Below are 23,112 nucleotides of genomic sequence, written 5' to 3'. Positions count from 1 at the left end.
GACCCGATTTCTTAAATAAAAAATTATTATTATTTTCTCTAGCATATTTATCGTACAATTATTAACTTATTTTTCAATTAGTTTATTCTTTGAAAAAACTTTGAACGAAAGATTTCAATGTGAAATACAAGAGAAGAGTGGCTTTCTATATTGAAAGAAATTATTAAATGATAGAATTATAAAAATTACAAAATATAGAAAATAAATATATAAAATTAATGGTCAGACATTTTTTTAATTTTAAATTTTTTTATGATTAAAATTGACTTTAACCAAATATTCTAGTAAAATATTGATAGATAGTGTACGTATCAAAGAAATATACTAATTAAAGAGCAATTCATATCATTTATCTTAAATATCCTACAAAAAAATTTAGTGAGAGGAGAAGGAAGTAAAACCAAAGATGCTGTTCAAATTTATAATAATATTGTAAAAATAATTTTTAGTTAATAATCAAGGAGGGATGATGCAAAAAAATAAAAAATTATTAATGTCGTTTCTAGCATTAAATGCATTAATACCGTCATATGTAAAAGGAGCCGAGAAACCGGTTTCGGTGAAATATGACAAATTATATAATAAAATGGTAAAAAACATAGAACTTGGCAAATCGAATGATGAATCTTACCGTTTATTAGAGAAAATATTGAATCAGAGAAGCAGAGAACTAAAAGATCTATATCTGCAGAGTGATTATGTGGTAAAACCTGAGTATCTTGAATGGCAGGTATTTTTGAATACTTATTATACTGAGAGAAGCAGGGGAGACAATACACTGGAAAATGCAAAATATTATTCGGTGTCGACAACTTACAGCGGGAAAAAGAAGTATAATCAATCGGCTTATAGTGAGATGGAAAATGCACTCCGGGCTTCGGGACTGCTTACTGAGAGTCAGCTGACTTCCATTATGGAGGGTCACTATAATATAATCAATTCTTTAAGTGTAAATGATCAAAGAATAATCAGAAGCATTCTGGATGAAAAACTTTCATTTATTACAGAAACAGACGGATTCAGAATATATAAAGCACCTCAGAAGCCAAAGGAAATAGACCTTGGAATAAACATAATTCCAAAGGTAATAAACAGACAGCCGTTAAATCCAAATCCGACACTGCCTCAGGAACCTGTTATGAATGTTCCGGTATTCACACCTTCGACACCGTCGGCTCCTGCGGTACCGTCACTGACTATAAAGACTTTTAATCCTGTAAGTCCTAATGTGGATCAGCCTACACTTGGAGAAGCACCTGACTTTAATATAAAATTGGGTTCTTTCTGTAACTTTATGAATCCTAATTGTGAATCAAGAGGAACAGACGGAGGACCGTATGCAGCAATGCCGGGAAATCCCGTATCATATGCAAGTACAGGGGTTTACGACATAATTGCGGGAACTCAGAGTAACAATGGATATGGCGGGTGGCCGATAGCAACAACAGTTTTAACACCCGGCAATCCTGCAATCAGACATGCGTGGAATGTATATGCTTCATTTAACGCGGCATTGTTAAAAGTATATTTTGATTACGGGACTTCAACATCTCATAATTCAGTAGCAACATTAAAAGAAAATCTTACAATAGATTCCATCTCAAATACAACAATTCAGGGAGACGGTACTTTGGCGGCGTTTAACCGGCAGCCTTTTCTGGTGGGCGGTTCAAGAATAGCTACATTGGATAATGCATACAATGCTACACTTGTGAATGCTGCAACAATGAATTTAGTGGGGCCGCTGGTAGTGGGCTTTGAAATACAGACAGATACTAATATGGGCGGAGTTCAAGGATTACGTAAGATAGGGAATACAGGAACAATAACAGATGCAGGCGAAACTTCAAGCACGGCATTAGACGGAGTCTTAGCAAAAAACAGCAGTATGAATCTCACTCTTGCACCGTTTGCCGGAGGAAATGTAATTGCAATTAACAGAGATGCGAGCGGATACACAGGATATAAAGTAGGAATGATACTGACATATGAAGATAATGATTTAGTGGTGGGGAACAGATATGAACTGGCTAATGAATCAACTGGTAAGATTAATTTTAACGGGGAAAAATCCGTGGGAATACAGGTTTATGCACCGCAATCTACGAATCCTGTAGTAAATATTATTAATCATAACGGCGGAGAGATTTCTATGGGCGGAGTGGAAAGTTACGGATTAAAACTGTCGTCACGTGTTAATTCTGCTTCGACATTTCTTAACAGCGGAACAATAAATATAAGCGGTTCTACAAGTGCAGCAGGAGGATCACGCTCTTCAGCAATAGGAGTGATCGAGGATTCTGCACTGACTGGAGGAAGTTCTGTAAGAGGATATACAGGCGTAGTAAAAAATACATCTACAGGAATAATAAATGTTTCAGGTGGAAAGGGAAATACAGGGATCTTTTTAAAAGTAGCTTCCCCGGATAATATTATAAATGACGGGATAATAAATGTAAGCGGAGAGAAAAACTCGGCAATGAGAGTAGATAACGGAGTGGTTGCCGCTGATGTTGCAGGAAGTCCCAAAGTAATTAATTCAGCAACTGGAACAATAAACATAAATGACAGCGATAACTTCGGAGGTATAGCAGCTGACGGGGACGGGACAAACAGAGCAGAAGCAGTAAATGGCGGAACTATAATTATAGAAAATAAAGGGTTAGCCGGAACATTTATAGAAAATACAGTAGGAATGGTTTCTATAAAAGCAGGAGTTTCTGCAGCAAGCGGAGGCTATATTGAAAATAACGGAACTATCCTGATGCAGAATGATATAAAAACTTCTCAGGGAATGGCAGTTCTTGGCAGTTCAGAAGGATTAAACACCGGGGATATTATAATAAATTCAAGCACTTTAGGCGAAAGCTCGGTAGGTGTCTATAACGAGGGTACATTCAGAATGACAGCCGGCTTAGTAGATGTAGCATCACCAAAGGGAATAGGTATATATGCTAAAAACAGTTCGGCAGTTACAAATGTTACAGGAGGGACAATCAGGGTATCAAACGGTGCTATTGGACTATACGCCGATGATAAAGCTAATCTTGGAAGCGGAGCGACAATCGGTCTTTCAGGCGGTGCCAAGCTGGAAGTAGATTCAGGCGGACTTATGCTTTATAATTATTCCGGAACAAGCGGAAATCCTGTAGGAAAATTCAATGTAACAGGAACTGTAGATGCAGATATTAACTCAGGCGGGACGGCATTTTATTTTAAAGGAGTTCCGTCGGGAATCAACAGCTTTTTGACAAACATGGTCGTAGGAAGCGGAAAATTAAATATAAAACTGACGAGTTCTGATTCAAGTCTTTTTGTGCTTGATAATCCGGGAAGTACCATAAACCTGAGTGATACGACATCTATTGGAATTATAGGAAGTCTGCCTTTGACAGTAACCATTGATCCTTCAAGTGTTTCCAACTATAAGCCGTATTCTGTATTTAAGGGCGGTTTAAATGTAGATTTGGACGTAAATGTGGATGATCCTAATGACGCTTATAACAGATCAGAATTTTTATCGTCTAAGGTTACACTGCTGTCAGGTAAAACTATATCCGGGGCGGGAACAGGAAAATATGGTATCGGGCAGGAAAGTTTTCTGGGGAGTACAAACAGAAATGATATAATAATAACTGTAAATAACGGTGCTGTAATAAATATGACAGGAGCAGGTTCAGCAGGAGTTATAGCTAATTTCGGAACAGTGATAAATAACGGTCAAATTTCCGCAACAGGGGCAAGCTCAATAGGAATAGTGTCATATAACGGAACACTTTCACAAAATAATAATACAATAAAAGTAGGTGAAGGCGGAGCAGGTATATACGGGGAAAATAAGATAAACAGTTCATACGGCAACGGCTTTATAGAGATTGAAAATAACGGTTTGATAACTACGACAGCATTGTCGGGAGTAACAAGCTACGGTATTTATGCTAACAATACAGAGGCTTCTTTGATAAGAGCCGACTCAGTGGTGAGGCTTAATTCAGGTTCTGAAATAAATATGTCTCCGCAGGACGGCGGAGTTGGTGTAAGTGCTGTGAAATCAACATTAACAAGTAACGGAAAGATAACTGTAGGTAAAAATGGTATAGCGGTATACGCCGATAACTCTGAAATAAATATTAACAGCGGAGATATAAACCTGAACGGTGATAATGCAATAGGATTTTATCTGATTAACGGCAGCACATTTAACGGTAATTCAGGGACAATAAATGTAAATGGTCAGAATATAGTGCTTTTTAATATAATAAATTCAACATTCAACAATAATTTGTCAATAAATGCAGCTCCGGGTTCTACGTATGTAGTGGGCAATCTCTCTAATGCGGCATATACTCATTCAGGGACTAATGTTCTTTATTCGGACAGTGTTCTCTTAAACGGGACTAATTCTGCAATACTCACAAACAGCAGTTCAAATATAAGTTCATCCGGAACAGGAGTAGTGGCTGTATCAGTGGATGGTCAGTATTTATCGCCGTTTGTTCCGCCATATACAGTGGAAGGGGAAAATGCCGGAACAATAACTCTCGGAGATAATTCAGCTGCTATATACGGTAAAAACAGTGCAAGATTGAAAAACAGCGGAATAATAGCTCTGGGAGCTAATTCTGTCGGTCTGTATTCCACAGGAGCAGGGGCAGAAACAGAAAATACAGGACTTATAACTCTGGGGAACAGCTCTGTTGGTCTTTATCAAAAGGGCGGAATAAATATAATCAACAATAATGTGATAAATGGTTCCGGAACTGGTGCTATTGGGATGTATATGGACAGTAACACAGGACTGACAGCCAATAACGGCTTAATAGAACTTTCAGGTGACAGAGCAATAGGGATTTATGCTACAGGAACTCCGCAGAATATAGTTAATAACGGAACTATAAAAGTATATGACTCTTTTTCAATGGATGATCCAAGTATAGGGATTTATACTAAAAACGCTCTGGATACAATAGTAAACAGTGCTTTGGGAGTAATAGAAGCCGGAAAAAAATCACTGGGAATTTACAGTTTGGGTCCACAGGTGGATCATATGGGAACTTTGAAAGTAGGAGATGAAGGAACAGGAATATACAAGGATACTGGAATATTAAGAATACACACTGGTTCTACTATACAAATAGGAAATAACGAAGCAGTAGGATTGTATGGAATAAACGGTTCCAGTATTACTATAGATCCGGGAGTGAATTTTAATCTGGGATCAGGAAGTTACGGCGTGATAGCTGAATCAGGGTCAAGTTTGAATAACCAGTCGGCAATTACATTAAGTGACAGTAACATTTTCGTATATGGTAACGGAGCTTCCACTATTACAAATAACGGGCAGATCAACATGACAGGTTCTGATAATACAGCATTTTATACAATTAAAGCGGGAAGTATTTTTAATACAGGAAATATAACAGGTACAGCAGGTACAGGAAATATAGCTTTGTATAACAGAGGACATTATGCAACAGAAGTTCAGCAGCTTGACGGAACAATGAAACTTGAAGGGCTTATTACAGCGGGTTATATAGAAAATGACGCGGATATAACACTGGGAGATTCATTTTTAGTAACGAATTCTTTTGGTGTAAAGACCGGATACTCAGTTGGAATTTATGCTGAAGGATCAAGTGCGGTGAATAAGGCAGGAAGAACAATAACTGTGGGAAAAGACGGTGTGGGAATGTACGCCAGAGATGCGGCAGCACCTTCATATAACTACGGGACTATAACCGGAACCGGGGATAAAATCATAGGAATGTTCGCAGATAACACAAGAGCTGAAAATCATGGACTCATAAAGCTTACAGGTGATGAAGTAGTAGGGATGGCAGGTAGAAACGGAGCATATATCTATAATGCACCTACAGGTATAATTGAAGTTACGGGAAAAAATGTAACAGGTATATATCTCGCAGGAGCAGGTACTAAAGTAGAAAACAAAGGTCAAATAATAATCAAAAATACAGGAGACCCTCTGGATGATCAGGGAGTGGGAATAAAATATGCGGCAAGTTTTGACGAAGCTAATATAATAGGCGGAGTAGGAAGCATAACAGGAACAGGTTATACAGAACAAGGCTATACCACAGCAGCATATAAACTTCCTGATATGCCGTCATTAATAAATTCAGGAGAAATAATAATAGAGCTGGGGAATAAATTTTCTTATGAAAATATGAAAGTAATAGTAAAATTAGACCCTACAACAAATGAAGCAACAACAAGTTTCTCGGATACAATAGGTTTCGGCGGAACAACTATTCCTGAAAAATTGGAAATAGCGCCGGATTTCTCACAGGGAACATCAGCTGACAGATATACTTTTAAGAATATATTCAGAGGAATGGACGGAACAGGTGAATATATAAGTCAGTCACTGACTTGGGATGCAACAGGTCAGGGTATGGATATAGTTATGACAAGAGTACCTTATATGGATTTTACAAATGGTTTCTGGTATGAAGAATTCGGACAGACATTAAATGACAGATATGCTAATCAGACAGGAGATGCTCTGAAAATCTATGATAAAATAGATATGATACAGACAGAACCGCATTTCAGGCATGCTATAGCCAGTCTCGCTGGAAATGTATATGCTAATATAAATCAGCGTGAAGAAGATATGGCAGGAATGCTTGAGGAATCGTTGCACACATTACAGAATTCCGGTAATAATACAAAGGAAAACGTGAAAATCAGTATCATAGGTGTAAAAGGTAAAACAGAAGAGGATACTGACGGAGTGGTGCCGTATAAATACAGTGCAACCGGAGTTCTTGCATTGAGAGAAGTGGAAAGAACATACAAGCATACTTTTGGTTACTCACTTGGTTATCTGCATACAGGATTTGAATTTGAAGATCATAATAACAGTGAAGAATGGGTAGATACAGTTCAGCTTGGATTACATAACAAATATAGTGTTCAGGGATGGAGTCTGCGCAATGATCTTACTGGAAGAGTGAGTTTTCATAATGTAGACAGAAATATAGACTGGCCTGATCAGTCAAAAGGAGTGGAAAGATCAGAGATGAACGGCACATATGAAACTTATTCCATCACTTCTGACAATATTTTAGGCAAGGAACTGAACATCGGGAAAAAATTCAGTGTTACACCATATGGAGCATTTAAGGCAATGTATGTAACAAGACCTACATTCAGTGAAAGCGGTCTTGAAGCACTTCAGGTAGAGGGAAATGATGCATGGAGTGCAAAGCCGAGAGCAGGAGTGGAGCTAAAAACTACACTGCCGCTGGGAAGTAAAACAGCATGGCAGCTGAAAGGCTCGCTGGATTTTGCATATGAATACGAACTGGCAGACTTGAATGAGCGGGAAAAAGCGCGGTTAATAGCTGTTGAAGATGGTTATCACAAACTTTCAAAGCCGGAAGATGAAAAAGGAACATTCAGAACCAGAGCAGTTCTTGGTGTAGAAGTAGTAGACAGATATGGAATATTCCTAACCGGGGAATATAATACAGGAAATGATGAAAAAGACGGTTACAGGGCAGGAGTAACTTTAAAGGCTGTGTTTTAAGGAGAGAGTAGAGGTAATGAAGAAGATAATTTTATCTTCTTCATTTTTATGTGCAGAATAGCAGGAATTATTATGTTTCATTTCATAAAAGTCTATTATTTATAGCTTTTAGAAATCCAAAATTTATGTTAACTATACAAGAAATGCTTTTTTTGTTATAATTATCAGAGAAATTGAATGGAAAATAAAGGATTAAATATATTGAAAGGAAGTTAATCATATGAAAATAAGGGAAAAGATAATATGGGTCTTTGCGGCTCTGCAAATAGCGGCTTTTATTCCGGTTTCTGCTGCAACGGCAGGGAACGGGAAAAGCAATACAGACTCTGTGAAAAGTATTTATCAGATGCCGAAACTCTCAAACAGTGATCTTAAAGAAATAGGAGATAAAATTTTTAAAAATGAAGCGGGCGGTAAAAAGGAGAATCTTGTATATTGGAACACAGGAGAAGATTTTCCGTCATTGGGAATAGGGCATTTTATCTGGTATAGAAATGGGCAGAAAGAAATTTTTGACGAAAGCTTTCCAAAATTAGTTGATTTTTACAAAGCAAATAATATAAGTCTTCCAAAAATTCTTCAGGATAATAAATATGCACCATGGGCAACAAGAAATGCCTTTCTTGCTGATAAGGACGCAGGAAAACTAAATGAACTCAGAGATTTTTTATATGAAACCAGAGATACACAGGTAGTATTTATTTATAAAAGGCTTGAAGCTTCACTTGATAAAATGCTTTTGCAGGCTGATAATAAAGAGAATGTAAAATATCAGTTTTACAGAGTATCAAATTCGCCGAACGGACTATATGCCCTTATTGATTATGTTAATTTCAAGGGAGAAGGAATATCGGAGACAGAAAGATATAACGGACAGGGCTGGGGACTTTTACAAATATTGGAAAATATGAAAGGGAAAGAAACCGGGAAAGCAGCTATGGATGAATTCAGTGCCAGTGCGAAGTTTGTTCTTGAAAGAAGGGTTCAGAATTCAGATCCGAAAAGAAATGAAAAACAATGGCTGAAAGGCTGGGAAAACAGAACAGAAACATATAAAGTGAAATAGTTTTTTTGAAAATTAAATAATTTGCAGGAAAATAGAAAAAGAGATATGTCAGGGCTTAATTACTCTGGGATATCTCTTTATTTCATTTAGTTTTAGAGTTATGAAATATAACTTTACAGGGTTAAAAAACTCAGAATATTTTATGATTAATCATATAGAAAAAATCATTGTTTTTAATACCGGAATCTAATATCCAGCGATTGTCTTTATAAATCATATATACGAAAATTGTATTTTCTTTGAACTTTAAATCCTTTTGTTTTAGGGCATCTCCCATAAAAACGGCTTTTTGGGGAGCATAATTATCAAAATTTTCTTCTCTGTTATATTTTGGGTACTGATTATCGTAATAATCCAGATCAGGGCTTTTTATGAAAACAGTTATAACACTTTGATTATTTTTCTGTTCAGTTTTTAATATTTTGAATTCAACTTTTTTAGCGTTCTCTACAAAATATGGAGCATACTTAATTAATTTTTCGTCATTCCCTTCAAACCCCGAAAATTGTAAATACTCTCCTTTCTTCTGAAGAATAGTCATATAAGAGATAAAGTCTTTTTCTGATTGCGGCGTTTTATTTGTGCAGCTGATTGATATGAGCATTAAGACAACTAATATAATTTTTTTCATGTAGAATCTCCATTCATTTTTGTATGGATTTTAACACTGAATTTATTAAGTGTCAAGGGATAATTTATCGTACACGGATATTATGAGTATATACTTCATAAACTGATAGAAGCAGACAGAAGTAATAATTATCTGGTTGAAGACAAGCAGACTGTAAATAATCTGAACGGCTGAAAGTATCCTTTTCATTTACTTTTATGATTTTTATTATTATAATTAATTTATAAACTATTATAACGGGAGGATGCTATGGGAGTTAGATTAATCGCAGTTGATATGGACGGAACATTTTTATCAGATACAGGTAATTATGACCGTGAAAGATTTAAAAAGCAATATACAAAGATGAAAGAAAGCGGGATCAGATTTGTGGTGGCAAGTGGAAATCAGTATTATCAGCTTCATTCGTTTTTTCCGGAATTCGCTGATGAATTGACTTATGTGGCGGAAAACGGGGCTTATATTATATCTGAGGGAAAAGAACTTTTTGCAGCGGAAATTCCCAGAAAAGAAACAGAGGCTATAATAGATAAAATAGCGGGGATGCCTGCTGTAAATATGGTTGTCTGCGGAAAAAAGAGCGCTTATGTAAAAATGGAAACAAGCGATGAATTTTTTAGATATGCAAACCGTTATTACCACAAGTTATTAAGAACCTCTGATATAAAAAACGTAGATGATCAGATTTTTAAATTCGCACTGAACTGTCCTGTGGAAATAGTAAAAGAAGTTCAGGAAGAGCTGAACAGTCTAATAGGACATATTCTTATACCAACGGCAAGCGGGCATGGAGATATCGATCTGATTCTTCCCGGTATTAATAAGGCACATGGTTTGAAAATTCTTCAGGAAAAATGGGGGATTTCCGAAACTGAGATTCTGGCATTCGGCGACAGCGGCAATGACCTGGAAATGCTGGCTCATGTATATTACAGCTATGCAATGGAAAACGGGAATGAAATGGTGAAGAAAACGGCGAGATATATTGCACCGTCGAATAATGACAACGGTGTACTTGATATTATTGATGAGTATATTTGAGATTTTTGAAATTGTGAAATAAAAAAATAAAGAGCAGATGTAATAAATAAATGAAATTAAAAGGAGGAAAAACAGGGGAAGTTATAAAAATTCTAAAGCTGGTCGGACGTATTGTTATAGTGATAATTGCATTTATATTTGCTATGGATGATGACTGAAATTAATATTTTTGCTGTTTATATGAATATAGTAAAGATTTGCATTTATAAATAAAGTTTTTATAAAATTATGAAATTAATAAATTTAAATTTTAAAAAATATTATAATTTTAGGTTTATCATATTTGGGGAAAATAAAAAGTTTGAATAAAAATAGGCTGGTGTAAGATGCTGTGATGTGTTATAATAGCCTGAAAGTCTAAAATTATAGTAAGGGAGTTTAGTCATGCAAAAAATAGCACAGTCAATAGTAGCATTTATAATAGGAATATTTGGGGTAAATGCAGGGAAAATTATAGGGATTACATTTATCTCAATGATACCGATCATTGAATTACGTGGAGGTATTCCTGCCGGATTTGCTATGGGACTTCCATGGTATGCGAGCCTTTTGTGTGCAATAATAGGAAATATACTTCCAGTACCTGTTATTCTGCTATTTGTGGTAAAAGTATTTGAATTTATGAAAAAACATAATATATTAACAAAATTTGTAAATAAAATGGAACAAAAAGCAATGAACAGAAGCGAAAGTGTTACCAAAGGAGAATTTTGGGGCTTAATGCTTTTTGTGGCAATTCCTCTTCCGGGAACAGGAGCATGGACAGGAGCCCTAATAGCGGCAATGTTGAAAATGAACAGAAGAGATGCCTTTATCTCGATTCTGCTGGGAGTAACAATAGCCGGAACGATTATAACACTGGGAACTTACGGAATATTAGGATTTATTTTTAAATAAATTACGGGTCGTAAATCTTTGAATTAATATTTTCAAGGATTGCGGCTTTTTTTATTTGTTATAAAAAATAAAAAATAGTACAAGTTTATAAAAAATACAGTTATGATATGCGTCAAAGCTTTGGGAATCAATTAATTGAACACTCTAAGGATCACTTGACTTTGGAAGATAAAATATGTATAATTGAAAAACTGTAATTAAAAGGGAGTAATTCAACGCACATATATCAACATGCTGATATGATAAATATCTGGTAATGTGGCCATTTCATATGGTAATGAGACTTTTAGTTTGATAATTCAAGCTGGGAGTCTTTTTATTTTTATAAATAAATTGGGAGTGAAAATATGGAATTTTGTACCGGAAACAGAGAGAATGTATTAAAAAAATTAAGTAGTAATCAAAGCAGCGGGTTAAGCAGCGAGGATGTAGAAAGAAATAAGCTTGAGTATGGAGAGAATCAGTTCAGCAAAGGAAAAAAAGAAAGTCTCATAGTGCGAATACTTACAGCGCTGAAAGAGCCTATGATTTTTATCCTTATATTTGCTTCATTTATTACATTATTTGTAAATCTTTATATAATGTATAAAGGGGGAAAGCCTGATTTTATAGAATATGCCGGTATTCTTGCGGCAATAGTGCTTTCTGTTGCGATTACGCTTGTGATGGAAGGGCGTTCGCAAAAAGCTTTTGAGACATTGAATAAAATTAAGGAAAATATAGCTGTAAAAGTACGAAGGAATAATGAGGTTATATTTATACCGCAGCAGGAAATAGTGACGGGAGATATCATTTTACTTGAAACAGGGGATAAAGTGCCTGCTGACTGCCGGCTTCTTGATTCTGTGGATCTTAGTGCAGATGAATCTTCGCTTACAGGTGAAAGTAAGCCTGTGAGAAAAGATGCTTTGGTAATATTTGATAATGAGGATATACCTCTTGCTGAGCGTTATAATATGTTGTATTGCGGATGTTATATAACAGAAGGTTCATGTACGGCAGTTGTTACAGCTGTAGGAGATAATACAGAACTGGGGAAAATAGCTTTTGAACTGAGTGAAAAAAAGCATATGAAAACCCCGCTTGAGGAAAAGCTGGATAAACTCGGCAAAATAGTAACGATTTTCGGGGTTTTGGCAGCTCTTGTTATTTTTCTGATACAGATAGTACAGTATTATGCATTTGGAAATCCGGTTCATAGTTCTGTTTCAGAAATTTTTATTAACAGTATAGTGCTTATTGTTGCTGCTGTTCCAGAGGGTCTCCCTACAATAGTGGCAGTTTCACTTGCGGTAAATGTAATAAAAATGGCAAAGGAAAATGCCCTTGTGAAAAAAATAGTCGCCTGTGAAACTATAGGCTCTGTAAATGTAATTTGTTCGGATAAAACAGGAACTCTTACTGAAAACCGCATGACAGTAACAGGTTTTTACGACGGAAGATGGCATGATAATCCGAAAGAACTTGATTCTGAATATATGATTCACAATATTTGTCTGAATACCAATTCTAATTTATATATGGAAAACGGGCAGTATAAATTTGTGGGGAACCCAACAGAAGGTTCTATTTTAGCTGCTTATGAAAATTCGGATTTACGCAAAAAATCAGGTAAATCCTATACAGATGAGCGTATTGATCATGATATTATACATGTTTTCCCGTTTTCTTCAGAATTAAAACACATGACAACAGTTTCTAATGTTGATACAAAAATAGTGTCATATGTAAAGGGAAGTCCGGAATTAATTTTGAAAATGTGTGATGTATCTGATGAAAAGTTTGAAGAAATAAATAAATTAATATATAATGCACAGGATAAGGCAATGCGTGTAATAGCTTTTGCACATAAGATAATCGAAGAAAATATAAATTATGAGGCAGAGGAAGAACATGACAAACTGGAAGAACACATGGTTTTTGACGGTTTTGTAACAATAACAGATCCTATTCGTCCTGAGGTTTTTAAGGCTGTGGAAACATGCGGAGAAGCAGGGATTTCACTGAAAATATTAACAGGAGACCACCTTGTAACGGCAAGGGCCATAGCAAAGCAGCTGAATATAATGAATGATGATTCTTTAGTATTATCTGCACATGAAATAGAGAAAATGCCAGATTCTGAATTAAATAAAATAATTGATAAAATATCAGTTATTGCAAGAAGCACTCCTGCGTTGAAAATGCGTATAGTAAAGCTTTTGAAAGCTAAAGGGAAAGTAGTGGCAGTTACCGGAGACGGAGTTAATGATGCTCCTGCGATAAAATATGCAGATGTAGGAATAGCAATGGGAATATCAGGGACTGAAGTATCAAAGGAAGCTTCGGACATAGTATTGCTGAATGATTCATTCGCTGTTATTACTAAGGCGATTCAGTGGGGAAGAGGGATATATCAGAATTTTCAGCGTTTTATGATTTTTCAGCTCACAGTGAATCTTTCAGCAGTGTTAACGGTAATACTTTCTATTTTGTCAGGATTGCCGTCTCCTTTTGAAGCCCTCCAGCTTCTTTGGATAAATATTATAATGGATGGGCCTCCGGCTCTCACACTGGGACTTGAGCCACTTAGGGAAGACCTTATGAAGGAAAAGCCTGTGGAAAGAAATGCTCATATTATAACTAAAAGAATGTGGATTAAAATAATTTACGGCGGGATTACGATTACTGTTTTATTTATGCTGCAAAATCTGTTCAATGTATTGGGAGTTTATCCGGAAGAACAGCGGACAGCTTTATTTACAATGTTTGTACTGTTTCAGCTTTTGAATGCTTTTAACTGCCGGGAATTAGGATATGAAAGTGTTACGAAAAATTTCAAACAGAATAAAATAATGTTGGGTGTTTTTGCTCTGACTTTTATATTGCAGATATTGATCACACAGTATGGGGGGAGAGTGTTTGAGACTCATCCTCTGCGGTTTGTAATATGGATAAAGATATTTTTATACTGCTTTATTTTGATTTTACTTTCTGAGATTATAAAAGCAGGAGTCAGGGTGAAAGGGAAGAAAGCATTGAAAACGGTTGCTTAAAATATATAGGTACATTTAGGTTTTTATCACTTAAATGTATTTTTTTATATATTTTTTAAATAAATCTGGTTTCTATAGTGTAATTATTAATAATATCAGATAAAAGGTTTTTACTCAAAAGATAAAAACAGTATATTTTATAGAGATAAAAAGATGGACGGAGAAAATCCCAAATTTTTTGTATTTCTAATATAAATTTATCAAAAGAGGGATATAACTATAAAAAATAAATGTTTTATGAAATAACATATTAATGTTTTTCTAAAGCAGTAATTTAAGTATAAAATATAAATAATAAAATACATGATTAAAGAAAAATCTTGTAATACACTTTCTAATATATTATAATAACAGGGAGAACCATGTTTTTAATATGGGACGGTTTTTAATATTTTTACAATTCTAAATACAATCGTAATCTAAAACATAATGATTTTTTATAAGACAGAAAATAAATGTACCAAAAAATATAGATTTAAAATAATCTATTTTTTTTACCGATAGACTGAATGACAAGTCAATTTTTGTAACAGGTTATATTTTTAGTCAAAATCCTTTTAAGCATATACCAGAACATTTTTAAAAATACATAAAGCAGGTTTTGCGGCAGAAAATAAGGCTGATTAAAAAACATTACGAATTTAAGATTTTCATTTATTAATAAATTATGGCTGTAATATACAAAGTCAATTGATTTAAGTCTTATATGAATATTACAGAACTACCCGAGGTCTCAAAAAAATTCAGAAGAAAATCGAGGTGATAAAGTTGAACCAAAAACTCAAGGAAAAGATTCGTGAAGCGTTTGCATCAGTATTGCCGATTACTGCAATTGTACTGATACTGAGTACGCTTATGGTACCGATATCCATAGGTACCATTGTTATGTTTATAGCAGGAGCTTCTCTGCTTATTATCGGTATGGGATTTTTCTCATTGGGAGCCGATATGGCTATGATTCCTATAGGTGAAGCAACAGGAATCCAGCTTACCAAAACGAAAAAATTATGGTTATCCGTGATACTCTGTTTTACAATGGGGTTCATTATCACTATTGCCGAACCGGATTTACAGGTTTTAGCCAGACAGGTGCCTGCGATTCCCAATAATGTGTTGATTTTTACAGTAGCAGCAGGTGTGGGAGTATTCCTTGTTATTGCTCTGCTTCGTGTATTGTTCAGGATAAACCTGTCACTGCTTTTAATAATATTTTATTTGATAATGTTTGTACTGTCAATATTCGTACCAAACAACTTCATAGCAGTAGCATTCGATTCAGGAGGGGTAACAACAGGCCCGATAACTGTACCTTTTATTCTTGCCATGGGAACAGGGCTTGCATCGATTCGTAGTGATAAAGATTCACAGGATGACAGTTTCGGCTTTGTAGCTTTGTGTAGTATAGGCCCTATTCTCGCAGTTATGATTTTGGGGATAAGCTATAATCCAAGTGATGCTGAATATGGTCAGGTAGTTATACCCGCAGTGGAAACAATGCAGGATGTACTAAAGCAGTTTACCGTGGAATTACCAGTGTATGCAAAAGAAGTATCACTGGCAATGCTTCCTATATGTGCGTTTTTTGCAATATTTCAGGCTGTATCAAGAAAATTCAACAAACATCAGCTTGTGAGAGTGGGAATAGGAATTATTTATACACTTATTGGTCTTATATTATTTCTTACAGGTGTAAATGTAGGGTTTATTCCTGTGGGAAGTCTTCTGGGCGGACAGCTTGCAGACTCAGCTTTTAAATGGTTTTTGATACCAATAGGAATGCTTATAGGATATTTTATCGTCGCTGCCGAGCCTGCAATCCACGTACTTAATAAACAGGTAGAGGAAGTGTCGGGAGGAGCAATCCCGTCTAAGGCAATGAATCTCTGCCTTTCGCTGGGAGTTGCCACATCAGTGGGAATAGCAATGATAAGAGTGCTTACAAGCATATCAATTTACTGGTTTCTAATACCCGGCTATGTAATAGCCATAGCACTGACATTTTATGTTCCTAAGATTTTTACAGGAATAGCGTTTGACAGTGGAGGAGTAGCCAGCGGGCCTATGACTACAACGTTTTTACTTCCTTTTGCAATGGGAGCTTGTGAAACACTGGACGGGAATGTACTTACAGATGCATTCGGGATTGTGGCGATGGTTGCCATGACTCCGCTTATAGCTATTCAGGTAATGGGACTTATTTATAAGAAGAAAATGACTGAAATGACAGAGGAAAGTTCATCTGATAATTTCACGGAATTTATTAATTATGACGGGGAGGAGGATCAGTAATGGACAAATTTGATATAAAGAAAAGTATGATTCTCGAGAAAATAGGAAAGTTTAGACTGTATTTGCTGGTAACTATAGTAGACAGGGACAGGTGCAAAAAAGTAAATGAGGTACTTGGCGAAAATAATATAAAGTCACAGTTTCTATGGTACGCCGAAGGAACAGCAAAGTCAGAAATATTGGATCTTCTCGGTCTTGGATCAGTGGATAAAGCAGTAATACTGACTATTTTACCGGAGTATCTGGTAAGTAAGCTGACATCTTCATTAAGCGACAAGCTGAAACTGGAAAAGCCCGGAAAAGGAATAGTATTTGCCATTCCCCTGTCAGGGGCAGGAGCTCCTGAGTTACAGAAAATAAGTGAAGATAAATGGAAAAAATGGCAGAATGAGATGGAAAAAGAGGTGGATCAAATGAATATAAATATAAGCCATGACTTAATACTGGCAGTTATAAATCAGGGAGACAGCGAGAAATTAATGACAGCTGCAAGAACAGCAGGTGCAAGAGGGGGTACTATGTTTCATGCCCTGAAAATGGGTGTGGGAGAAGCTGAAAAGTTCTTTGGAATTTCAGTTCAGAAGAAAAAGGATATTGTAGCGATAATTACAAAGCGTGAAAATAAAGAAAGTATAATGAAAGCTATAAGCCAGTCTTTTGACGGTGAGAATAAGGCTATTGTCTTTTCACTTCCTGTAGATAATGTATTTGGAATTGCTTAGGGCGGCATTCATAGATTTTCATTATGGAAAATTAGACAGATTATATTAAAACAGGCAAAATAAATAATGGAATAAATATATTAATTAAAAAACAGAGGCTGTTGATCAACTGATAAAAGCCTCTGTTTTGTTATTCATTAGGGATTATATATTTCGGATACAGGATTTTGGTTGTTATGTTAATGGATTTAGTTTTGGTGATTCAAAAATTAATATGAAGTTTCTTACATCTTCTATCTTGTATTTGTTATGTCCTAGTGATATAATTTTATTAAATATATCAGGTTAACTTATTTTTAGTCTGGGATATAGTTTTTATATTTTTAATTAATTAAATATATCAGGAGAAATTTTATGAGATCAATATTACTTAGTCAGTTCAATTTTGATGAAGAATGGATATATGACAATGTGAAACAATATATTACAGGTGAGGAAAAAGTGGTTGTCTGCCCTCTTGCTTTCTCTCCTGCAATTATAAAAGACAACGGAGACTGGACAGAATTCTACAGTCACGGCTGCTGGTATTATGAAGAGATAACGGCTCCGCTCAGAAAATTCGGGTATGTAGGCGACAAGGAATTTGGTATTGTATGGCTGAATTATTTTACTGACAGCGGGGAAACTTTCAGGGAAAAGATAGCGGAAGCTGACATATTGATACTTCCCGGAGGATTGCCCGATTTTCAGATGTTGAGAATGAAAGAACTGGATATTATCAAAACTATACGGGAATATAAGGGGCTTGTTATTGGTAAAAGCTCCGGGGCTCTCACTCAGACACCTTATTTTTATCTCTCGCCTGATTCGGATTATCCTGAACAGAAGTTTGGCTGTGGCATAGGACGGATTGATGCCGGGTGTTATTTTGAGGTACACTTTAATCCTGAGAATCAAGTACAGACAGAAGCATTGAACAGAGCTTTGAAAGAAAAGTATAAAAAGGTAATCGCAATGGGAGATAAAGGCGGACTTATTATTGAAGATAATAATATCAGAGAGTTTGGCGATGTATATGTATATGGTGAGTGAATATTCAATTTGACAAATTTATATACTCATGGTATACTTACTGAAATTATTAAAGAAGGGAATGTTTGGATGTCGGATATTGTGACGGAAACTATAACTGAATATAGTTTGAAGGCATAAAAAGGAAAAGAAACTGTTTTGTGAAACGGTAGTTTTGATTTACAGTTTTGTTGTTTTTTGTCTTCTGCCCGAGCAGAACAGCCGATATATGACATTTATAATAAATTATAAGTTTATATTTATGATATAGTATATAGTGTAGCGGATTTTCTACTACACTTTTTTTGTGCAAAATTATTTTATAACTATTATAAATACAATGTTTTTAGAACATTATTTTTTGGTATAAGTATCCACAGGTTTTTTCTGCTTCTGTAAGGTGATTTTTTTATCTTCGGAAACGGGCAGAAATTTTCTGTGGATATTTTGATATGCGGCTGTTGCTGCATTAGACTAAAAATATAGTTTTGAGAGGAGAAAAAATGAATATTATAGAAATGAAGGAATTAACAAAGGTTTACAGACTTTTTGAAAAAGAGGCGGGTTTCAGAGGAAGTCTGAAATCACTGTTTAATAGAAAATATGTGGAGAAAAAAGTAGTATCAGAATTTGATTTGACTGTGAGAAAGGGTGAATTTACAGGGTTGATAGGACGGAACGGTGCGGGGAAGACTACGCTTATAAAAATGCTTACGGGAATAATAGCACCAAGTTCGGGAAGCCTGTCAGTAATGGGATATTCGCCGAACAAACTGGAAAATGAATTTAAGAAAAGGTATGCAGTGGTAATGGGACAAAAAAGTCAGTTGTTTTTTGAGCTTACACCTGCCGATACTTTTATGTTATTTAAGGAATTATATGATATTCCGACTGAAGAATATAATAAGAATATAGAGTATTTTACTGAATTATTTGATGTGGCAAGACATATGAATGTACAAGTCAGAACACTTTCGCTGGGAGAAAGGATGAAAATGGAATTGATAACTGCACTTTTGCACAATCCTGAAATCTTATTTCTTGATGAACCGACAATAGGTCTTGATGCTGTGGCACAAAAGCAGATACGTCATTTTCTGAAAGAGATAAATAGGACGAAAGGGACTACAATCATTCTGACTTCACATTATATGGAGGATATAAAGAGTCTTTGCAACAGATGTGTTGTAGTAGAAAACAGCAGAAAGATATATGACGGGAAGACAGATGTTTTATTTGAAAAATTTCAATTGTATAAAAAAATCGTAGTTTCTTTTGAGGAGGAAACTTCTGTAACATTGCCGGAAGATTTTGAAATTTTGGAAGAGACTTTATATAAAATATCATTTGTAATACCAAAAGAGAAAACACGGGAAACTGTGAAAGAATTTTTTGAAAATTATAAGGTAAAGGATATAGCAATAGAGGAAGAGGACATAGGAAACGTCGTAGAACGTATTTATAAGGAAGGAAGTGGAAATTATTATGGATAATAGAATTATTGCAAAAAAAGAACACAGGTTTTTATTAATAAGTAAATTTATATATGAAATAAAGAAATACAGTGAAGTTATAAAAATTAATTTCAAAAGCTGTATTATATGGCGATTTGATGTTTTGGCAAATATTCTGCTCACTGTTACCAAAATTATGTTTGCATATATTTTATGGAAAGCAGTTTTTGGAGAAAATGATGTAATAGGAGGATTTACTTTTTATTCAATGCTTACTTATTATGTGACAGGAGCATTTTTGTCAGGAGCTGATATGTCAAGGAAAATAAGTGATGAGATATGTACGAGGGTCATAAGCGGGACTTTTTCAAAGTATATAATAATTCCCGTTAATATTCAGATATATTTTATGGCGCAGAATTTTGGAAGGATGTTTTTTTATCTGCTGCTTAATATTGTTTCATTATTTACATGGACTCTTGTTTTAAAGACAGGCTTTTCTTTTACAAATAATATGTATTATTTTGGAACAGCGGGAATAATGGCGTTGCTGGGACTCATATTTATGACAGAATTTCAGTTTTTTATAGGAATTTTATCATTTAAATTTCTGGAAATATCATTATTCAGGATAATAGTGGATAATATAATGGTTTTTGTGACAGGTGCGGTAATTCCGCTTTCATTGCTGCCGGAAGCAGTAACAGCAGTTATGCGTTTTTTCCCGTTTTATTATATTGTTTATCTTCCTTCTATGCTGGTGATTGGAAGAAACGGAAATGAGGCATTAACAGGGCTTATTATAATTTTTGCGTGGGTATTGGTATTTTTTATTATAAATAATCTTTTGTATAAAAGATTAAGGGTATTATTTGAAGGAGTAGGAATATGATTATGAAAAATTTACGATTTATATTTGTGTTATTAAAAATGAAATTTTCAAGGATGATGGTATTTAGGTTTGATTTTTTCGGCGGGTTCTTTGTGGACAGTTCTTTATTTATTTTACAGCTGCTTATGTTTGAGGCTATTTATTCCAATACAGACTCTATAGGAAGCTTTCAGCGGGGGGATATGATTATATTTATAGGGACTTTTTCGCTGATAAATGCAATTAATATGACGATATTTTTCTTCGGGACTTATGATATTCCCAGAAAGATAAGAGACGGGGAGCTTGATTACTATATTACCAAGCCTGTAAATCCATTATTCAGAATGACTTTTGAAAATATAAATCCCGGATCATTTCCATTGATCATAGTAAGCGGGTTTATAATATTTTATGGGATTTTAGTTCTTGATTTGAATGTGAGCGTAGCTGGAATAGTGATTTATATGATATGGGTGCTGATGATGACGCTTCTTTGGTACGATATATCAATTATATTAAGGACAGTTTCATTTTTTACAATTTCAAGCACTGTGACGGAACAGCTTGAAGAAAATTTTCTGTCACTGAATATGAAACTTCTGGGTGTTGCGTATAAAGGGATATTTAGGGTTCTATTTTATTTTGTGCTGCCGTATGGAATAATGGCGACTTTTCCTACACAGTATCTTACAGGGACTTTGTCATGGATGGGTATGATTTATGGTGCAGTGTTGATCTGCGGTTTTACATTATTTATGCTGTGGTTTTGGAAAGCCGGGCTTAGGAATTATAAGAGTGCCAGTAGTTAGTGGAGAATTGGGTAAAATGCGGCAGTGTATGTGGTTACATATAATATAGTTTAAGGGGAAACTTGGGAGATGGGATTTTTTGAGATAATTTTTGACAAAAAATTCCTAAAATGTTAAAATTTCTCATAGAAAAATATAAAAATATTTAAAGTAAAGTATCAGTAAAGGTAAATTGTAAAAATGTAATTCAAAATCATATTTTTATAAGGAGGAATAATGAAAAAGATAGTATTATTATTGAGTATTTTATTTATTTCCATTTTATATGCTGACACTGCTAAAATGCAAAAAACACAAGTGCTGGGATATTACAGATTTATGGCAGGGAACTATGAAATAACATCAATTTATGACGGTTATTCGAATCTGGCGCTGGATACATACAAAGGTACAGATGCAGCAGGTGCCGAAGCAAGTATAAAAAAAGAATATTCGCATGTTTCAGGGAGCGGCAAAGATTTCAGGCTCAAAATATCTGTAAATACATTTCTTATTAATACAGGTAAGGATCTGATATTGATAGATACAGGTTCGGGGAATTCAGCAGGACCTACAATGGGAGCTGTCAGAAAGAATATTGAAATGTCGGGATATAAGCCGGAAGATGTGACTAAAATTGTATTTACCCACCTTCATCCTGACCATGTAGGCGGGCTTGCAGAAGGCGGAAAACCGGTTTATCCGAATGCTGTTATTTATGTAAATGAAAAGGAAATGGAATTTTGGCTGAATAATCCCGGCTTTAAGCAGGAATTTAAAGATATACTGAATTCTTATAAAAATAATAAGAAATATAAGGCTTTGAAGGACGGGACTGAGATTGTTACAGGAATAAAGGGTGTTTTGCTGCCCGGACATACAATAGCTCATATGGGTTATGAAGTAAATTCAGGCGGGCAAAAGCTTCTTATCTGGGGAGATATTGTACATGGTTATGAAGTACAGTTTGCTAATCCTGATGTAACAACAGCTTATGACTATGATCAGAATCAGGCAAAAGAAACAAGAAAGGCCCTTATGGCTAAGGTTTCAAAGGATGGTACAATGATAGCAGGTTCACATCTTCCTTTTCCGGGGATAGGGCATATAGAGTCTAATGCCGGCGGAGCAGGGTATCGTTGGATTCCTGTGCAGTATATTCCTTTGGATTAGCGGAAAATATATTTTATGATAAGGAATTCTTAATATACGGAATTCCTTATTATTTTTTAGTGGGATTTGTTTTCAGACAATAGGAAGTAATGATTGAAAAATGGGTCATATAAAAAATTATAGAAGCAGAAGCTTTTAATAAATTGAAAAAACTTAGTTTAGTATGATTATTTTTAGAGTTTTTCATTGATACTTATACTGTTAGTTATTAATATGAAGAATAGGATCATACCAAAGTTTATTTTGATATGACCCTATTTTTATAAATTATTTATTTTGCTTCCGGAACAAAAAGCAAGTTCAGTTCCGAGAATAAGTTCTTCAGTCAGAAGTTCAGCAATAGCCAGATAATCATTAAAAATTTCATTGCCGTATTTAGAGTTGAATTCATTTTCTAAATTCTGAATTTTTCTGTTCAAACTTTCCATCTTTTCATTTTCAAAAATATAACTTTCATTACAAATAACACTCGATTCAATGTAATTCATATTTTCCCTCCCATTTTGTAGTGCTATAGTAAAGTAGGAACACCAAAATCTAAACAATGATATAATAAAAAAAGAAAGAGGTGTTTTGAAA

At 34.9% G+C, this 23,112-nt stretch carries 14 protein-coding genes; 12 read left to right on the top strand and 2 right to left on the bottom strand.

Translation table 11 applies throughout. The features are described 5' to 3' along the window. Positions 1–469: 469 nt before the first annotated feature. Complete coding sequence (locus NK213_RS12850) at positions 470–7,552, top strand: autotransporter domain-containing protein (RefSeq protein WP_253349780.1); 7,083 nt, start codon at positions 470–472, stop codon at positions 7,550–7,552. Between the two features lie 220 nt (positions 7,553–7,772). Continuing rightward, positions 7,773–8,618 carry a hypothetical protein gene (locus NK213_RS12845; protein ID WP_253349778.1) on the top strand — a complete coding sequence of 282 codons (846 nt, stop codon included), beginning with the start codon at positions 7,773–7,775 and terminating at the stop codon, positions 8,616–8,618. Between the two features lie 130 nt (positions 8,619–8,748). Here NK213_RS12845 and NK213_RS12840 read toward each other — a convergent pair whose 3' ends face one another. Next, positions 8,749–9,249 (bottom strand): hypothetical protein, encoded by a 501-nt coding sequence (locus NK213_RS12840; protein WP_253349776.1) that lies wholly within the window; start codon positions 9,247–9,249, stop codon positions 8,749–8,751. Positions 9,250–9,498: 249 nt separating this feature from the next. Here NK213_RS12840 and NK213_RS12835 point away from each other — a divergent pair, with 249 nt between their 5' ends. From NK213_RS12835 to NK213_RS12790, 10 genes are all read left to right on the top strand, one after another. After that, positions 9,499–10,290 carry a Cof-type HAD-IIB family hydrolase gene (locus tag NK213_RS12835; protein WP_253349774.1) on the top strand — a complete coding sequence of 264 codons (792 nt, stop codon included), beginning with the start codon at positions 9,499–9,501 and terminating at the stop codon, positions 10,288–10,290. A 384-nt stretch (positions 10,291–10,674) separates the two neighbouring features. Next, positions 10,675–11,187, top strand: coding sequence for a small multi-drug export protein (locus NK213_RS12830; protein ID WP_253349772.1), 513 nt, complete (start codon positions 10,675–10,677; stop codon positions 11,185–11,187). A 347-nt stretch (positions 11,188–11,534) separates the two neighbouring features. Then, positions 11,535–14,222 (top strand): calcium-translocating P-type ATPase, PMCA-type, encoded by a 2,688-nt coding sequence (locus NK213_RS12825; RefSeq protein WP_253349770.1) that lies wholly within the window; start codon positions 11,535–11,537, stop codon positions 14,220–14,222. A 759-nt stretch (positions 14,223–14,981) separates the two neighbouring features. Beyond that, a complete protein-coding gene (locus NK213_RS12820; RefSeq protein ID WP_253349768.1) occupies positions 14,982–16,511 on the top strand; it encodes a DUF1538 family protein in 1,530 nt (509 codons plus the stop codon). Further along, on the top strand, positions 16,511–17,233 hold the full coding sequence (locus NK213_RS12815; protein ID WP_253349767.1) for a hypothetical protein: 723 nt from the start codon (positions 16,511–16,513) through the stop codon (positions 17,231–17,233). The genes NK213_RS12820 and NK213_RS12815 overlap by 1 nt, the downstream gene beginning before the upstream one ends. Positions 17,234–17,587: 354 nt before the next feature. Continuing rightward, positions 17,588–18,265 (top strand): hypothetical protein, encoded by a 678-nt coding sequence (locus NK213_RS12810; protein ID WP_253349765.1) that lies wholly within the window; start codon positions 17,588–17,590, stop codon positions 18,263–18,265. A 482-nt stretch (positions 18,266–18,747) separates the two neighbouring features. Beyond that, on the top strand, positions 18,748–19,737 hold the full coding sequence (locus NK213_RS12805) for an ATP-binding cassette domain-containing protein (protein ID WP_253349764.1): 990 nt from the start codon (positions 18,748–18,750) through the stop codon (positions 19,735–19,737). Further along, the gene (locus tag NK213_RS12800; protein WP_253349762.1) at positions 19,730–20,590 is read left to right on the top strand and encodes an ABC-2 family transporter protein; all 861 of its coding nucleotides are present in this window, start codon (positions 19,730–19,732) and stop codon (positions 20,588–20,590) included. Before NK213_RS12805 ends, NK213_RS12800 begins: the two co-directional genes overlap by 8 nt. Positions 20,591–20,592: 2 nt before the next feature. Further along, complete coding sequence (locus NK213_RS12795) at positions 20,593–21,381, top strand: ABC transporter permease (protein WP_253349760.1); 789 nt, start codon at positions 20,593–20,595, stop codon at positions 21,379–21,381. Positions 21,382–21,597: 216 nt separating this feature from the next. After that, complete coding sequence (locus NK213_RS12790; protein WP_253349759.1) at positions 21,598–22,533, top strand: MBL fold metallo-hydrolase; 936 nt, start codon at positions 21,598–21,600, stop codon at positions 22,531–22,533. A 260-nt stretch (positions 22,534–22,793) separates the two neighbouring features. Here the strand turns inward: NK213_RS12790 and NK213_RS12785 are convergent, their stop codons facing one another. Beyond that, positions 22,794–23,021, bottom strand: coding sequence for a hypothetical protein (locus NK213_RS12785; RefSeq protein ID WP_253349757.1), 228 nt, complete (start codon positions 23,019–23,021; stop codon positions 22,794–22,796). Positions 23,022–23,112: the final 91 nt, after the last annotated feature.

Origin of the sequence: Sebaldella sp. S0638, from assembly GCF_024158605.1 — a bacterium.
Classification (GTDB): domain Bacteria; phylum Fusobacteriota; class Fusobacteriia; order Fusobacteriales; family Leptotrichiaceae; genus Sebaldella.
This window is presented reverse-complemented; position numbering and strand designations above follow the sequence as displayed.

Excerpts from the sequence above, each read along its gene's own strand:
- NK213_RS12845 (WP_253349778.1), top strand. The coding sequence starts at position 7,773 with ATGAAAATAAGGGAAAAGATAATATGGGTCTTTGCGGCTCTGCAAATA.
- NK213_RS12795 (WP_253349760.1), top strand. The coding sequence starts at position 20,593 with ATGAAAAATTTACGATTTATATTTGTGTTATTAAAAATGAAATTTTCA.
- NK213_RS12785 (WP_253349757.1), bottom strand. The coding sequence starts at position 23,021 with ATGAATTACATTGAATCGAGTGTTATTTGTAATGAAAGTTATATTTTT.
- NK213_RS12835 (WP_253349774.1), top strand. The coding sequence starts at position 9,499 with ATGGGAGTTAGATTAATCGCAGTTGATATGGACGGAACATTTTTATCA.
- NK213_RS12825 (WP_253349770.1), top strand. The coding sequence starts at position 11,535 with ATGGAATTTTGTACCGGAAACAGAGAGAATGTATTAAAAAAATTAAGT.
- NK213_RS12805 (WP_253349764.1), top strand. The coding sequence starts at position 18,748 with ATGAATATTATAGAAATGAAGGAATTAACAAAGGTTTACAGACTTTTT.
- NK213_RS12810 (WP_253349765.1), top strand. The coding sequence starts at position 17,588 with ATGAGATCAATATTACTTAGTCAGTTCAATTTTGATGAAGAATGGATA.
- NK213_RS12850 (WP_253349780.1), top strand. The coding sequence starts at position 470 with ATGCAAAAAAATAAAAAATTATTAATGTCGTTTCTAGCATTAAATGCA.
- NK213_RS12815 (WP_253349767.1), top strand. The coding sequence starts at position 16,511 with ATGGACAAATTTGATATAAAGAAAAGTATGATTCTCGAGAAAATAGGA.
- NK213_RS12830 (WP_253349772.1), top strand. The coding sequence starts at position 10,675 with ATGCAAAAAATAGCACAGTCAATAGTAGCATTTATAATAGGAATATTT.
- NK213_RS12840 (WP_253349776.1), bottom strand. The coding sequence starts at position 9,249 with ATGAAAAAAATTATATTAGTTGTCTTAATGCTCATATCAATCAGCTGC.
- NK213_RS12790 (WP_253349759.1), top strand. The coding sequence starts at position 21,598 with ATGAAAAAGATAGTATTATTATTGAGTATTTTATTTATTTCCATTTTA.
- NK213_RS12800 (WP_253349762.1), top strand. The coding sequence starts at position 19,730 with ATGGATAATAGAATTATTGCAAAAAAAGAACACAGGTTTTTATTAATA.